Origin of the sequence: Sorangium sp. So ce204 (genome assembly GCF_051526795.1) — a bacterium.
In the GTDB taxonomy this organism is placed as follows: Bacteria; Myxococcota_A; Polyangia; order Polyangiales; family Polyangiaceae; genus Sorangium; species Sorangium cellulosum_B.
This window is the reverse complement of sequence record NZ_CP150317.1, coordinates 2,683,848-2,698,988: the sequence shown is the minus strand read 5'-3', so window position 1 is coordinate 2,698,988 and position 15,141 is coordinate 2,683,848. Positions and strand designations below refer to the sequence as shown.

The 15,141-nt window shown below is 68.3% G+C and carries 14 protein-coding genes; 7 read left to right on the top strand and 7 right to left on the bottom strand.

The window, feature by feature from the left end; genetic code table 11:
• Positions 1 to 8: 8 nt before the first annotated feature.
• Positions 9 to 2,891, bottom strand: a complete 2,883-nt coding sequence (locus WMF22_RS10255) for an SAM-dependent methyltransferase (RefSeq protein WP_438035612.1) — start codon at positions 2,889 to 2,891, stop codon at positions 9 to 11.
• A 386-nt stretch (positions 2,892 to 3,277) separates the two neighbouring features.
• Between WMF22_RS10255 and WMF22_RS10250 the strand changes: the two genes are divergently transcribed.
• Both WMF22_RS10250 and WMF22_RS10245 read left to right on the top strand, forming a co-directional pair.
• Positions 3,278 to 3,796, top strand: coding sequence for a hypothetical protein (locus tag WMF22_RS10250; protein WP_438035611.1), 519 nt, complete (start codon positions 3,278 to 3,280; stop codon positions 3,794 to 3,796).
• A gap of 481 nt (positions 3,797 to 4,277) precedes the next feature.
• Positions 4,278 to 5,213, top strand: a complete 936-nt coding sequence (locus WMF22_RS10245) for a right-handed parallel beta-helix repeat-containing protein (protein WP_437298926.1) — start codon at positions 4,278 to 4,280, stop codon at positions 5,211 to 5,213.
• A gap of 120 nt (positions 5,214 to 5,333) precedes the next feature.
• Here WMF22_RS10245 and WMF22_RS10240 read toward each other — a convergent pair whose 3' ends face one another.
• A complete protein-coding gene (locus WMF22_RS10240) occupies positions 5,334 to 5,918 on the bottom strand; it encodes a hypothetical protein (protein ID WP_438035610.1) in 585 nt (194 codons plus the stop codon).
• Between the two features lie 322 nt (positions 5,919 to 6,240).
• Here WMF22_RS10240 and WMF22_RS10235 point away from each other — a divergent pair, with 322 nt between their 5' ends.
• Positions 6,241 to 7,209 carry a VOC family protein gene (locus WMF22_RS10235; RefSeq protein ID WP_438035609.1) on the top strand — a complete coding sequence of 323 codons (969 nt, stop codon included), beginning with the start codon at positions 6,241 to 6,243 and terminating at the stop codon, positions 7,207 to 7,209.
• A gap of 78 nt (positions 7,210 to 7,287) precedes the next feature.
• Here the strand turns inward: WMF22_RS10235 and WMF22_RS10230 are convergent, their stop codons facing one another.
• The 4 genes from WMF22_RS10230 to WMF22_RS10215 are packed head-to-tail and all read right to left on the bottom strand — an operon-like array spanning position 7,288 to position 10,920.
• On the bottom strand, positions 7,288 to 8,205 hold the full coding sequence (locus WMF22_RS10230; protein ID WP_438035608.1) for an AraC family transcriptional regulator: 918 nt from the start codon (positions 8,203 to 8,205) through the stop codon (positions 7,288 to 7,290).
• Positions 8,190 to 9,473, bottom strand: coding sequence for an MFS transporter (locus WMF22_RS10225; RefSeq protein ID WP_437298922.1), 1,284 nt, complete (start codon positions 9,471 to 9,473; stop codon positions 8,190 to 8,192). Before WMF22_RS10225 ends, WMF22_RS10230 begins: the two co-directional genes overlap by 16 nt.
• Entirely contained in the window at positions 9,470 to 10,210 is a 741-nt protein-coding gene (locus WMF22_RS10220) for an MBL fold metallo-hydrolase (RefSeq protein ID WP_437298921.1), read from the bottom strand. The genes WMF22_RS10225 and WMF22_RS10220 overlap by 4 nt, the downstream gene beginning before the upstream one ends.
• A gap of 17 nt (positions 10,211 to 10,227) precedes the next feature.
• The gene (locus WMF22_RS10215; protein WP_437298920.1) at positions 10,228 to 10,920 is read right to left on the bottom strand and encodes an ArsR/SmtB family transcription factor; all 693 of its coding nucleotides are present in this window, start codon (positions 10,918 to 10,920) and stop codon (positions 10,228 to 10,230) included.
• A gap of 82 nt (positions 10,921 to 11,002) precedes the next feature.
• Between WMF22_RS10215 and WMF22_RS10210 the strand changes: the two genes are divergently transcribed.
• From WMF22_RS10210 to WMF22_RS10195, 4 genes are all read left to right on the top strand, one after another.
• Complete coding sequence (locus tag WMF22_RS10210; protein ID WP_438035607.1) at positions 11,003 to 11,701, top strand: TetR/AcrR family transcriptional regulator; 699 nt, start codon at positions 11,003 to 11,005, stop codon at positions 11,699 to 11,701.
• Positions 11,698 to 12,534 carry a class I SAM-dependent methyltransferase gene (locus WMF22_RS10205; RefSeq protein WP_438035606.1) on the top strand — a complete coding sequence of 279 codons (837 nt, stop codon included), beginning with the start codon at positions 11,698 to 11,700 and terminating at the stop codon, positions 12,532 to 12,534. The genes WMF22_RS10210 and WMF22_RS10205 overlap by 4 nt, the downstream gene beginning before the upstream one ends.
• A gap of 600 nt (positions 12,535 to 13,134) precedes the next feature.
• On the top strand, positions 13,135 to 13,539 hold the full coding sequence (locus tag WMF22_RS10200) for a PadR family transcriptional regulator (RefSeq protein ID WP_437298917.1): 405 nt from the start codon (positions 13,135 to 13,137) through the stop codon (positions 13,537 to 13,539).
• Entirely contained in the window at positions 13,539 to 14,021 is a 483-nt protein-coding gene (locus WMF22_RS10195) for a DoxX family protein (protein WP_438037248.1), read from the top strand. Before WMF22_RS10200 ends, WMF22_RS10195 begins: the two co-directional genes overlap by 1 nt.
• 82 nt (positions 14,022 to 14,103) lie before the next feature.
• On the opposite strand, the gene WMF22_RS10190 is transcribed toward WMF22_RS10195, so the two are convergent.
• Positions 14,104 to 15,063, bottom strand: coding sequence for a response regulator (locus WMF22_RS10190; RefSeq protein ID WP_438035605.1), 960 nt, complete (start codon positions 15,061 to 15,063; stop codon positions 14,104 to 14,106).
• Positions 15,064 to 15,141 lie beyond the last annotated feature (78 nt).

Here is a 15,141-nt window from a genome sequence, read left to right as displayed (position 1 = left end):
GCCCTCCCTCACGCCGGCGAGCTGGTCGTGCCAGTGCTCGCTCTCGGTCCGTCGAGCGTCGCGTCGGGCGCGTGCGTGAGGAGCGGGAGCGGCTCGAGCCCTGGCAGCTCCGGGAAATAGGACGCGCCGCGTCCCACGACGAGCAGCTTGAAGACCGAGTTCCCCACGAACTCGGCGAAAGGGCGCTGATCGGTGGACGCGAGGACCCGAGGAAGCTCGCGGCCGGCGATCGCGCGTTCAGGACCGAAGTAGACGTGCCCGAGCCCGGCCTCGCGAGCCGCCAGCGAGAGATCGGTGAAGTTGACGTCGGCCGTCAGGTCCTGCGCGCCCGGACGCGCGTACGGGGTGTTGGGGCGCGGAAGATAGCTCCCTTCATCGCAGTAGATCCGGAAAGGAAACTGGCCCTGCCTGGCCCCCTGAATGAGGCCCCAGGTCGTGTCGCCGTAATCGATGGTGAGGACCTGGCCCAGGCGCAGGACCTTGGCGAGTTCGCCGATGAAGCGGGTCGCGTGAGCGTTCACATAGGTGATGACCCCGGACGGCTCAGCCGCCAGGGCTCGAGCCATTTCGGACGCGCCACGCCGCAGGACCTCCGCGAGCGAGCCAAAGCAGGCGGCCGGCACGAGCACCTCGTCGAACCAGACCTTGTCGATCAGCGGCTCACGCTGGCCCGCGGGGAGCCGGTAGAGGGCCGTCATCAGATCTCCCAGACAGCTCCGATCGAGCAGGAGCTCACCGCCGTGGCGGGTCTCGCCGAGGAGCGGACGAAGACGCGCGTCGGCCTGACGGCAGGCGTCTCGGAGCTCTGGGCGGAGCGCATCGAGGAGCTGTGACTCGATGCGCGGGACGACCAGGACCGCCTCGGCGTCCCCGCTCGCCGAGAGACGGACCTTGTGGACTCCGAAGGCGTCCGGCAGCTCGTTGGTGACAACGAGCCCCACGAACCCCTCAGGGAAGTCGCGGCGCAGGCAGCCTGCCGGCGCCCGCGCGTCTCCCTCGAGCACGCGGGCGTCGGCGCCGAGCAGAGCCTGCTGCTTCTTGCGCAGGGGATCCGAGATCTCGTAGATGCGAACCTCGAGGACCTCCCTGAAGCGACGCCAGTCGTCGCTCGAGCCGCTCAGGCTCCGGACCGCATCCAGGACGTCGCGGGCAAGGCGTCCGTTGCCCGCGCCGAGCTCGACGAGCGAGAAGGGCTCATCCCGCCGCAGCTTGCCGCTCGCGCAAAGCTCTCTCCACACCTCGAAGGCCCAGGCGGCCACCCAGCGGCCATAGTGCGGCGTCAGGTTCTCGGGATGGGTCGAGAAGTGACCTTCCTGTCCGATGACGACGCGGTTGGCGTAGTAGCCCCAGCGCGGGTCGTGGAGGGCGTCATCCATGAAGGCCTCGAAGCTGGGAAGGAGCGACACGGCCGTGGCGAGGGCGTCCGGTGCCAGACGCCGTCCGCCGAAGAGCTCCGGATTGGCCAGCTCGCGGGCGGGGCGAGCGCGGGACCAGCGATCGAGAGCGGCGAGCGTGCCCTCCTCCTCGGCGGGCGCGACGCCTGGACACAGAAGCCGGCTCGGTGGCAAGGCGGCGAGGCCCGGCAGGCGCGCTTCGAGCTCGGCGCGACTCCGGTAGGGCCAGCTCTCGAACCATGTGTCGGCGGCCGACGCGCGCGCATCGGCCCTGACGCCAGCGCTCTCGAGCAGGTCGAGCACCTCCCTGCGATCGACGTCATTGACCGAGGGCGCCGTGCCGGCGTCCGCGGGATCCGAGACGCCGACCACCCCGAGCAAGCGTTCGATGAGGCTGCTGAGCGGCGCGGCGGCTTCCTCGCCGCGCTCGAGCCGCAATCGGTCGCGGCGTTGTCGCAGCTCGACCAGGTTCCACCAGGGTCGTCGCGGATCATCGGACGCCAAGGGGGGTGCGGAATGAGGATCGCGGTAGCGCTCGACCCAGGGGCGATAACCCCTGCCTCCTCCAGAGCGCGCGAAGGAATCGAGGAGCGCCCGGGCCTGCGCGACGCCGCGCGCGGGATCCTCGCCGAGGTCCAGGCAGCGCAGGCCCCTGCCCCGCGTGAAGCCTGCGAACGCCGCCTCGGGATCGGTGAGCGGAACGGGGAGCCCCAGCAGATCGCCGTCGACCTCCCAGTCCTCGTACGCCATGAGCTGCATGAGATAGAGCAAGAACCGCTCGGGGCCGACGCCGCTCTCCAGGGTGCGCGCCGCCGTCCAGCGGAGCGCGAAGCTGCCGTCGCGATCCCGTTTCACAAGGAAGTCGCCGTCGTTGATCACGACGTCGGCGATCGTCGTCCCGCTCTCGAGGTCGTAATGGTAAGCCATGGCCGCGCAGAGCTCGACGAGGATCTCCCGGGTCGAGCGTGCCCCGAGGCCGATCCCCCAGGCACCGTCCTCGTGGATGACGTCGACGCGGGCGCGACCCAGACCGAAGGTCAGAGGGAGATAGCCGCTCGGCAGCCGAAAACAGGCCCCCACTCCGGCGCCGCGCGCCTCGACGAGCTGGTCCGGAGCCAGGAGATAGCGATTTAACCGGCGCTCGACGAAGGTGCGCGCGTGCTCGAAGCAGCGCTCGGGCACGCGCGCTCTGCTGCGTCCGCCGACGCCCGCCTGGTCGATGCCGAGCGGCAGGACCAGGTGGACGGGGCCGCGCCGATCCCGGCCGCGGACGTTCCAGGACAGCACACCGAGGTTCGCCTCCTCCACCTCGAAGTCTCCGAGCACCGAGGTCAGCGCGTCGAGCCGCTCCTGCAGCTGCTCGACGCCGACGCGCGCCGAGAAGGGCCCGGTGTAGAGGCGCGACGGATCGGGGGTGATGAGGTTATCCCGCGACCAGCGGCTCGAGAGGAGGGCCGAGGGAACCAGGGGCACGAGCCCTTCGCCGGGTGGAGCCACGGAGGCGATTCTACCGAGATCGCCCGGCGCGAGCGAGCGCCCGGAGCTCCGGCGTCCGGGCGTGATGGGCCGCAGTGTGCGTGTAAGATGCTTGCACCATTGCCCTCGGCGTCCGGCTCCCGCGCTACGGCCGGCTCGCCGCCCGCGGGTACCTGAGAACGATCGAGTCTGCTCGCGCCAATGCTCATGCGACCGGCAAATCGCTCCTCGTTTCTCGGCGCACGATCCTGGGTCTGCCGCTGCTGGCCGCGCCGGCGCTGCTCACGGGCTGCACCGCCGAGACGCTGCTCAGCGCCGGGTTCAACCAGGACGCCGCATCTCAGCCGCCGGGCTCACAGCAAGCGGTCGGCACCGTCGCGACGGCGCTCGGCAACGGCAACGTGACGGTGGCCGCTTCTCCGGCTGGCGAGGCCAGCGATCAGTGGGTGCTCATCCAGCACCCGAGCTTCAACGACGTGACGTCGGTCCAGGGTCGCTTCAGCGCCTTCCGTGGAGATGGTCAGTACATGGCGACCGCCAGGCTCTTCATTCCAAGCGCGGGCGGCGGGGTCCCGACGCTGCAGTTCGAGGGCTTCAACCAGCCGCTGAACGACCTGAGCAGCTTCTTGCACCTCGACTTTCTCACGAACGGAACGGTGCGTGTCAACGACGACAGCAACCTGACCTTTGGGACCTATCAACGCGGGCAGGTGTTCAGCGTGCAGGTGACGTTCAACATCGGCGCGAGCGCGGCGACGGCGACCATGACCCTCCTGGGGGCGGCGTCGGGCAGCCTCGACGTCGCGATCCCGAGCTACTACCTCAACCAGGCGCGGAACTTCGGCGCAGTCAGAGCCTGGATGGGCGCGAACTCCACGGGCGCCTTCTACGCGGACGATCTCTCGGTCATTTTCGTGATACCGTAGACATACCGAGAGGGAGGACGCGCGACAGCGGGACGAGGTGGTCTTCTCGTCCGGCGGCGGCGTTGTCCCGCGACGAGCTCGCCCCATTCACGCGATCCTCCAGCCGGGATCGCAGCCGAGCTGGTGCAGCGCAGATCCAGGGACAATGCTCGGGAACGCTATATTCCATCGAGAGAGGCGCATACCTGTCCGCCCAACTTATTTTCGTGCAGCCTCCCTGCACTCGTTGACACGTCGACCTATCAGATCCGCCGGAAGGGCTGTGCCCACGGTACCCACGGCGACATCGCCAGAAGCAGCCCTCCCAGCAGCCGCTCCAGGTGGTTCACCGAGGTGCCCGGTGACAGGCTGGGGTGAGCTCCTGGCGTACGGCCTGTCTTGCGCCGCCGCCCCCCGCAGCACAGTTGTGTCGGGGGAGCACCGTTTGCTGCTATCCGGCCGGGTGCTATATGGCCGCAGGGGGCGAACAGGAGGCTTGGTGATGCGCGAGGATCGATCGAAGAGAGGGCTTCAATCCACGGGCTTCGGCCCCTCGCGGTGGTGGGCAGCGTGGGCAGCCTGGACTGCTGTCCTGTCGGCATCGCCGATGGCTGGCGCCATCACCGTCGGCAATGTGATCATCGAGGAAACCACGAGCCTGACTGAAGACCACATTGGCCAAATCGAGCTGCGAAACGGCGCGAGCCTGTTCTGCAACGGTCACAGCATCATCAGCTCTGCCGGATTCGTCCCGCTGGAGAACTGCGAAGATGACACGGGAACAGCCCGCAGCTGCGGGCTCAAAGTGCTCGGCGGGTCCGGCGCCACGATTCACGATTGCCGCATCGGCAGCGCGGGGCGCTGGAACTATGGGCTCTGGGTGAAGGACGCGAGCGACCTGCAGATCATTCTCGTGGACGCGGGCGGCACGTACGGTGCCGGACTGCACGTGGCGGACAGCGTCAACTTTCGGGTTGAGGACAGCAACTTCTCCCAAAACTGGGGCCACGGGGTGGAGCTGATCAGGGCCTCCAGCGCGAGCATCGTGGACACCGCCGTCCTCGAGAATCGCGAGATAGGGTTCTACCAGGAGGACAGCGACTGGATTCAGTATTTTGGGGGAGAAGCGACCGGGAACTGGGGCGGGGGTCTCTACGTCCTCGGCGGCGAGAACAACGTGGTTGAGAATTTTGAGGCGACTGGCGGGTGGGTCGGCGTAGAGTTCAAGGACACTTACACTTTCACCATCGAGGGCACTGTCACGACGTCGAACGACTATGGGATTCGCGTGGCGAACGGCCGCAACGGGCACATCCTCGGCAACGTCGCCCACGGGAACTCCGTCTATGACGCGTGGCAGAGCTACAATTCGTCGTCGCCCACCAACAGCTGGCACGACAACGACTTCGAGACGCGGCGGAACGTGCCTGCTCAGTGACGCCCAGCGCTGGGGTCCCACGGCTGTCGTGGATTTAGGGACGAACTCAGGCCAGCGCCCTCTCGGACCGGGGCATCCGGGGAGGATTCGAGAGAGCGCACGGTCCGCCGCGGGGCTGAGCTACTGCTGCAAATACGTGCAGACGCCTTGGATGGCGTCGGCGAGGCTGCCGCTCCGACCGGAGAGCGAGGTGATGACGTAGCCCTTCGGGCAGGTATCGGTGAATGCGCCTCCGCCCGGACCTCCACCCGCGTAATAGCCGTTTCGGACGCTGCCGCAGCTGCACCAGTCGTCCACCGGGGCGCACTGGATCCCGATCTGATCCACATACTTCCCGGAGCGTCCTTCGAGGCCGACCAGCACCTCCCCGCTTGGACACAGCGTGGAGAATGGCCCGCCGCCATAGCCACCGGCGGAGCCGCGGGTGGAGTAGGGACCGATGCTGCCGTTTGCCTGGAGCGGCGCGCAGACGAGACCCACCTGGTCGACGAGCGCGCCGCTCCGCCCGTACAGTCCGATCGCCACCTCGTCATGCGCACACGGAATGTCGAACCAGCCGCCCCCCGTGCCACCGCGATACGCCATCCGGACATGAGCGTCAGTTCGTGAGAACGCCGCGGTCGCGATGCCGACCTCGTCCTGCGTTGCGGCACGATCGGATGCTTCGGGCTCCTGCGCGGCAGGATCAGGCTCGGTCACGTCCACCTCAGCAGCGCAGGCGGGCACGAGCGCGATGCTGGATAGTACACCTATGAGCAGACTACGTATGATAGCTCCTCGTGGTTCTTGGGCACCGTCGTCGGAGGGGCGCATCCGATGTGCCCAGTTGTCGCACACGGGGCACAACTGCAATACGTATGCCTCATCTCGAAGCGGCGGCGGAAGTACGCATAGTGGCCGGATAGCCGCGGGACGGCCGATTGGCGGAAAAGGGTTGAGCACGACGGATCTCGTTCTCCGTCCGCACCGGCGGGGAGCCGCGATCGTACAGCTGCGTTCTACGAATATGCTGGAATGACACCTATCGGTGAAGGAGGACCACGTCGCAGTCGCTCGGGCCCGCGGCTTCCAATTTGTCCAATACGGCGGCGCGCGCGGGCGACAGAATCGGCGCATGAAGATCATCGTCAAGATCATCCTCATCCTGGTCATTCTCTCTCTCGGAGGTTGCATGTCCCATACCACCGGATCGACCTCGGTCATGGAAGGCCCCGATGCCACCTCGGCCGTCGTCCGCTACCAGGTCACGGACGTCGATCGCGCCGTTCGCTTCTACACCGAGCGGCTCGGCTTCACGCTCGACCTGCAGGCCGGCACGGCGTTCGCGACGGTCTCCCGCGGTGACTTGCGCTTGCTCCTGAGCGGCCCCGGCAGCTCCGGCGCGCGCCCGATGCCCGACGGCCGCGCTCAGGTCGCGGGCGGCTGGAACCGCATCGTCCTCTACGTCGACGACCTCGCCGCGCTCATCGAACGACTCCGCGCGGCCGGGACACCCTTCCGAAACGACATCGAAAGCGGCGTGGGGGGCGCGCAGATTCAGCTCGAGGATCCCGACGGCAACCCGGTCGAGCTTCACGAGGCGCCGGAGGAATCGACCTCGACCGTGGAAGTCCCCGATGCCACCTCGGCCGTCGTCCGCTACCAGAACACGGACGTCGATCGCGCCGTTCGCTTCTACACCGAGCAACTGGGCTTCACGCTCGACCTGCAGTCCGGCACGGCGTTCGCGACGGTCTCCCGCGGTGACTTGCGCTTGCTCCTGAGCGGCCCCGGCAGCTCCGGCGCGCGTCCCATGCCCGATGGCCGCGCTCAGGTCGCGGGCGGCTGGAACCGCGTCGTCCTCTACGTCGACGACTTCGACGCGCTCATCGAACGACTCCGCGCGGCCGGGACACCCTTCCGAAACGACATCGAAAGCGGCGTGGGGGGCGTGCAGATTCAGCTCGAGGATCCCGACGGCAACCCGATCGAGCTTCACGAGGCATCGGCGGGTTGATCATGACGACTCGGAGGCGACCGGGTTCGTCGCCGGTCGCGCCGCGGTGCGTCCCGACATCGCGCTGATCCTTCGCCGTCATCGGGTCGGGACGCCTCGGGATCGCGCGTGTTGCCGGTCCCTTCCGCGCGCCCCATCCGGCGCGGCTGGCGCGGCGATGGCGATGTGGTGCAACTTGACGCGTTCGCGGGAGGAGTGGGCGACGAGCGCGGTCGGCGAATTGCCGGAGAGCGCCACGAACTCGCGGATCAGGTGCGACTGATCGCAGAACCCTGACACGGCAGCGAGCCGGGCCCAGTCCGGCTCGCGCTCCCTCTCGGCCTGCGAGAGCGCCCGCCGAAAGCGTGTGATCCGGGCGAAGGCCTTCGGGGCGAGGCCGGTCTCGGCGGTGAACACGTCGACGAGCCGGCGGTGGCTGATGCCAAGCGTGGCCGCGACGTCGGCGACGCGCCTTTCGCCTCTCTCGAGCGCCGCGATCGCGTGCGGCACCAGGGGATGACCGGGGCGCGCAACCGAAAGGCGGTCGAGCAGCGCGCGCTCGAGCAGCGCGAAGCGCGCGCGCGGCTCCGGCGCCGCGCACAGGCGGTCGCGGAGCTCCGCCGCTCGCAGCCCCCAGAGGTCCGCGAGGTCGGCGTGCCTGTCGGTCAGCGCGCCGGGCGGCGCGCCGAGGAACGGCCACGCGCCGCCGGGCCGGAACTGGACCCCGACCATCGACGCGTGCTCGCGTGTGTCGACGCCAAAGGCGGACTGGTACGCGCCCGAGACGACGGCACCGGAGTAGCGGCGAATGGTGGAGCCATCGTAGACGCGCACCTCGTCCTGGTCGAGGTTGACGACCAGCTGGAGGGTACCGGAGGGCAGGATGCGCTCGGCCGCGTGAGGCGGAGCAGCCGAAAGGTACCAGAGCTCGGCGACGTGCGCCGAGAGCGGCGGACCCGGCACGTGGCGGACATACAACACGTGGACACTATGGCCGGCAATCAGGTCAACGGCCACATCGCTGCGCGGCGATCGCCCACTTGTGCCGGGGCCGCGGTACGACGCAGGGTCTCGCTCATGCGCACCGCCACGACCAGGCCGGAAGCGAACGTGAGCGCGGCGACGAGCCACATCGCAGCCGGGAGGCCGAGCGCGTCGGCCGTGATGCCGGCGACGAGCGCGCCGAACGCGTAGCCGATGTCGCGCCAGAGCCGGTACACACCCACGGAAGAGGCGCGCCAGGAGGGATGCGCGACGTCGCCGATCGCGGCGAGCAGCGTCGGGTACACCATGGCCGTGCCCACGCCCAACAGGACCGCACCCACCGCGAAGCCCGCGAAGCCGGTCGACATGGCCACGGCCGCGATTCCCGCGGCCTGGACCCACATGCCGCCTGCGATGAGCCACTTGCGGCCCACGCGATCGGACCACGCGCCGGTGAAGATCTGAGAGATGCCCCAGGTCGCCGGATAGATCGCCGCGAGCGTGCCGATCTGCCCGAGGTTCATCCGGGCCGCCGCGAAGAAGAGCGGAAAGAGCCCCCACGCCATACCATCGTTGAGGTTGTTGACGAGCCCCGCCTGGCTGACGCTCGATAGGTTCTTGTCGAGGAGGGACGTCCGCCAGAACACCTCGCGCTGCGTGGGCATGCCCTCTGGGGGCAGCGCGCCGTGGAGCTTCGACTCGGCGGCCACGTGGTGCTTCGTCTCGCGGACGACGAGCACCGAGAGCAGGAGCCCGAGCGCGACGAACGCCACGCCCAGGTAAAACGGCTCGGGGCGCAGACCGTAATGCGCCGCGACGACTCCGGTAGCGAGCGCGCTGCCGGCGACGGCGAAGTACCCGGCGAACTCGTTGAGGCCCATCGCGAGGCCGCGCTTCTGCGGACCCGCGAGGTCGATCTTCATGATAACCGTCGTCGACCACGTGAGGCCCTGGCTGACGCCCAGGAGCGCGTTCGCGAAGAGCACCCAGGCCCAGCTCGGCGCCCACATCAGCAGGAACGGCACCGGGGCGGCCACGAGCCAGCCACCCACGAGCACGAGCTTGCGTCCGAAGCGATCCGAGAGCCGCCCCGCGAGGTAGTTCGTGAGCGCCTTCGTCACGCCGAACACGACGATGAACGACAGCACCGCCGTCTTCGCGGCGAGGTGGAAGTCCTGCTCGGCGATCGCCGGCAGGATGGTGCGCTCCATGCCGACCATCGCGCCGACGAAGGCGTTGACGAGGACCAGCAGCGAGAACTGCCCGAGGTTTTCGCGGAGGCCGAGCCGCACCTGGCTCATCGCGCGGGCGCCTCTCGGCCCTGGTTGACGCGGAGGATCTGGTCCATCGTCGCTGGCTTCGGGGGGACGTCCGAGAGCGCGTCGACGAAGTCCTCGCGCGACTTCGAGAGCAGCGGGTTCCACCGCTTCTCGAAGGCGATGGTGCTCGACGGCTTGCCGCTCATGCCGGCGCCGCACGCCGAACCGGCGAAGTGGCCCGGGTACACCTCGAGGTCGCCGGGCAGCGTGAGCAGCTTCTCGTGAATGCTGTCGTGAAGCTCGCCCGCGTTCTCGCGCGCACGCCCCGGGAGGTCAGGACGGCCAACAGCACCGACGAACAGCGTGTCGCCGGTGAGCACGAACCACGGGTCCTCGCCGCGTCGGAGATCCGTGACGACAAGGCAGAGGCTCTCCGGCGTGTGCCCGGGCGTGTGGAGTACCTTCGCGCGCGTGTTGCCGAGCTCGATCTCCTGGCCGTCCGCGAGGGGCTCGAACGGGAGCGCGACGTTCGCCGACTCGTACAGGCAGTACGCAGCGCCGGCTTTCCTCGCGAGCGCGGGCCCTCCGGAGCGGTGGTCGGCGTGCACGTGCGTGTCGATGACGTGCGTGATGCGCATGCCCTTCGCTGCGGCGAAGGCGATGTAACTGTCGACATCCTCCTCGTGCGCGTCGACGACCGCGCACTTGCCGAGCCCCCCGCAACCGAAGAGGTACGCGGCGCAGCCGGTCTCGAAGTAGTAATAGGGCTTGAAGATCATGGACGTGCTCCTTCGCGTTACGCGCCACCCGACGAGGCGCGCTGGCGCGCCTCGATGCTCCAGCCGCGGGCACGCCAGTCGACGACCCCCTGCTCCATGCGGTGGGCCTTGAAGCCCTTCTTGCGGAGCAGCTCGACCGCTTCGACGGCCATCACGCAGTACCGCCCGCGGCAGTAGGCGACGACCTCGCGATCGCCCGGCAGCTCCTTGAGGCGTGCTTCCAGCTCACCGACGGGGATCGAGATCGCGCCGGGGATGTGACCGGCGCGGTACTCCTCGCGGGGACGCACGTCGAGGACGGTCACCTCGCCGCTCCTGACGCGGCGAAGCAGCTCCTCGCCGTCGACCACCTCCATCACGCCGCGTCGCTCGAAGTACTCGCGCGTGACCTGGTCGATTTCGGGGAGTCGCGTCTCGGCAAGCCTGCGCATCGCGAAGACGAACTGGCCGATGTCGCCATCGGCGAGCCGGTACTCGACGTACAGGCCCTTCTTCTCGGCGTCGACGAGCCGCGCCGCACGAAGGACCTGCAGGTGCTGCGAGGCGTTCGCGACCGAGATGGCCGCCTGCTCGGCGAGCGACTCCACCGTGCGCGGGCCCTGGCAGAGGAGGTCGAGCAACTCCAGCCGCTTCGGTGCCGAGACGGCTTTCCCGAGCCGGGCGAGCTGCTCGTAGATCACGTCCTTGAACCGCCGATGGGGCGTCGCCATACGCTCAACTATTCAAGCAACAAGTAAAATAGTCAAGCGACGCGGATCTTGACTGACCTGGTCGGTCGGTTATGGTTCGCGGGTGGCGAGAACGATTCCTCCGGACCGGTTCCGTCAGCTTGTCGATGTCGCGACGGACACGTTCGTCGCCCGGGGGTACCGGATGACGCAGATGGCGGACGTGGCGAGCGCGATCGGCGTCGCCAAGGGGACTGTCTACGGCTACGTCGAGTCGAAGGAGGCGCTCTTCGACCTGGCGCTCCGCTTCGCCGACGGCCCTCTGGCGCCCGATCCGGCCGCGCTGCCGTGGAGGACGCCTGGTCAGGGCGCGACAGTGGCCTACATCCGCGAACGGCTTGTGAGCGAGTCGAGCGAGCTCGTCCTGCTCCAGGCGCTCGGCCGACCATGCCCGGGAGATGCGGCGGCGGAGTTCGCAGACATCGCGCGTGACCTCTATCGTCGCTTGGCGCGCAACCGGAGGAGCCTGAAGCTCGTCGACCGCTGCGCGCTCGATCACCCCGAGCTCGCAGCCGCATGGTTCAACGAGGGGCGATGGGCGCAGCATGCCGCGCTCGCGCATTACCTCGAGCGCCGCATCGCCGAAGGCGCGCTGAGGCCCGTGACGAACGTCTCGATCGCCGCGCGCTTCGTGCTCGAGACCATCGCCTTCTGGGCTGTCCACCGCCACTGGGACCCTTCCCCGCAGCCACTCGTCGAGGAAGAGGTCGAGGCCACCATCAACGAGCTCGTGTTCCATGGGCTCGCGAAGGAGTCATCATGATGAACCGCGCCCGCCTGTACCTTCCGCTTGCTGGTTTCGTGATCCCGACGGTCGTCATCGGATACGGCTTCGTGATCCCTCGAAGCTGCATCGCGGGCGTGAACGAGCTCACGCTCGGCTTCGCGACGACGATGCTCGGCGCCGTCTTCACCTACGTCGCTGGCCTGCGGACGGCGTTGTCGGAGATGCAGGGCGCGGCGTGCTCGAAGCCGCCGCTCCGCATCCGGCTTTCCCGCTGGGTGAACCGCCAGGCGGCCCACCCACGCGGCGTCTTCGGCCGCTTCCTCGGATGGAACTGGACCCGGGAGACCGCGGCGGTGAACGCAGCGACACTCGACCTCCTCTCGATCGAGCCCGAAAGCCGCGTGCTCGATCTCGGCTGCGGACCCGGCGTGACGCTGCGCGAAGCCGCGCGACGCGCGAGCCGTGGCAGCGTGGTCGGTCTCGATGTCTCGAATCTCATGATCGCCACGTCGCGACGATGCAATCGAAGCGGGATACGCGAAGGCCGGGTCGAGGTACGGAAGGCCGATGCGGACGATCTCACGCTCGAGGCGGATGCGTTCGATCGCATCTACTCCGTTCACTGTATCTACTTCTGGAGCGACCCGGATCGCGTCCTCGGGCAGCTCGCCGCTGCGCTACGTCCCGGTGGAAGGCTCGTGCTCGCCTTTCGGCCGGAAGGGCCGAGCGTGCCCGCGCGCTTCCGCGACCCGACCTACCGCTTTTACGCGCCCGAGGACGTGATCGCTCGCCTCGCGCGGGTCGGGCTGAGCAGCGAGGTATCCAAACAATCGGATGACGTCGTCTGGATCGTGGCAGAACGGCCGTAGAGAAACAGATAACCAGCCGCAGCGACTGCGGCTCCCGGCCCTCTTCCCGGTCCGGCCGTCCTCCTAGCTGCGTGCGCGAGCTTGCGGCGGGCGGCTTGCTCGCGGAGCGGCTCTTTCGCGAACGTCAGCACGTCGTCGGTCACGAGGCGCCCCGCCTGGTGCTGACGGCGGAGCACCGCGACGAGATCGGTGTGCTTGCCGGCCCTCTCGAAGCGGGGGAACAGACGGCGCTCATGCCGATGCTGCCGGTCGCGAGCAGCAGCGTCCTTCGCGACAATCCGTCGTTGTTCATGGACGATGCCTCCCTCCCGCGGCGCGCCCCAGCTTGCTACCCGTGCTTCAGCCCCTCCACGCGCGTGGCGCGATCGAGCAGCCCATTCCCCTGGAGGCGCCGGTCACGAGCGCAGCAGCCGGCTCCATCCCGTGACGTGCGATGCGGGCGGTTCGAGCCATGGATCACGATACCAGGCAGCACCGAGCCGGCCGATGCGGAGGCGCCGGGCTCGATCGTAGGACCGAGCCGGAAGGTTACAGGCCGCGTCCGTACGATAGCGTGTCGAGCTTGACGACATTACGAAGATCGTCTACGCGCTTCGAACTATGATCTCGACGGCGGATCGTGAGATCCGGGTGGGCCTCTGGAAGATCCACATCCTTCACCACGCCGCGGCGCGCGAAGTTTGGGGCCTGTGGCTCCTGGAGGAGCTCGCAGAGCACGGCCATCGGTTGAGCCCCGGAACGCTCTACCCGGCGCTCGCCCGCATGGAGCGCCACGGCTGGCTGGAGGCCAGCCAAGAGACGCAGGCGCGTGGCCGGCGAAGCTACCGCGCGACGGGCGCCGGCCGCCGGCTGCTCGCTGCGCTCAAACGCGACGTGGCGGAGCTCTACCGCGAGGTCGTACTGGGCGAGGAGCCCCGCGGCCGCGCGGCAGCTTCAGACGAGAACCGTGGCGCCGTCGTGCGCCCCCGCAAGCGCACTCCATCAACGAGGGCTGGAACGAAATGATGAAACACCTGCGCAAGATGCTCGATTCCCAGGCGCCAGCGGCGACGCTCCTCGTCCGCCTCTCGGTCGGGGCCGTGTTCTTGTCCGAAGGGCTCCAGAAGTTCATTTATCCAGCGGAGCTCGGCGCCGGACGGTTCGTCAAGATCGGCATCCCCTGGCCGGAAGTCATGGGACCTTTCGTAGGGGTGGTCGAGATCGTCTGCGGGGCGCTCGTGCTCGCGGGGCTCCTGACCCGGTTCGCCGCCGCTCTGCTCGTCATCGACATGGTCGTGGCGCTGGCCTCGACCAAGCTTCCGATCCTGCTCGGCCGAGACATCCTCGGCTTCCACGTGCGCAAGCTGCCGCACTACGGCTTCTTGAGCATGGCCCACGAGGCGAGGACGGACTGGGCGATGCTGCTGGGCGCGCTCTTTCTCGTGATCGTCGGCGCGGGGCGCTGGTCCGTCGACGCGCGCCTGGTACGGCGCCAGAGCGCGCCGTGAAGGAATCAACCACCTCTCCCGCGTCGGTCCAGCGCTGGACGGGGCCGACCTGAGGCCGGCGCGTCGCTCCCGAGCAGAAGTCCTATCCTCGATGACGGAACGAGTGCATCGCGACGGCGATGCCGTCCTGGAGCGTGCCCTTCGTGACGATGCCTTGCAGCGGCGCGTCGAGCTGCACGAGCGTTCGGGCCACCTCCGGACCTATCCCGGTGATCACCGTGCGCGTCCCCAGGAGCCGCAGGCCGCTGGCCGCGACGAGGAGCATGGTGGCGACGCTCTCGTCCACATGCTTGAGGCCCGTGATGTCGATGATGACGAACTCGGCGCCACGGCTGCTCGCGCCGTGGAGCATCGCGTGGTTTATCTGCTGAGCACGGTCGCTGTCCATCGTGCCGATGAGCGGCATGACAAGGATGCGATCCGTGATCGGAATGAGCGGCGTGGAGAGCTCGAGGAGCCGGCTGCGCTGCGCGGCGATGATCTGCTCGTGCAGCGCCGTCCTCTCCGCGTTCGCGTGCCCCTTCTCGACGAGCTCGCGCTCGAGCCCCTCCTTGGCCTCGCGCAGCTCGTCCGTACGGGTCATGAGCTCGACGAGGAGCGCCTCGCGCGCGGCCTCGACGTCGACGCGCCGCCGAACCTCCGACTCCAGGCTGGCATTCTTCTCCTGCAACGCCCGCGTCATGCGCCGGACGGCGATGTGCGGGCGTATCCGCGCAAGGAGCTCCTCCGTATCGAAGGGCTTGCTGATGTAATCCACGGCGCCCGCCTTCAACCCTTGCAACCGGTGCTCCCGATTGTTCAAGGCGGTCATGAAGACGATCTGGGTGTCGGCGGTCTGCGGGTTGGCCTTCAGGCGCCTGCACACCCCGAAACCGTCGATATCTGGCAACATGACGTCGAGGAGAACGAGATCCGGCTGCTCGCGCTCGATCAAGCTGATCGCCATGTTGCCATCCGTGGCGACGGCGAGGTCCAGCTGCTCGCCCGACAGTACGTCGAGGAGCGTGTCGAGGTTGGCGGGGTTGTCGTCGACCGCGACCACGAAACCATTGAATTGCGTCAAAATCGTCCCCCAGTGCCTGAAAAACGCAGCGTGGACGCTATCAAGGAGCGTGACGAC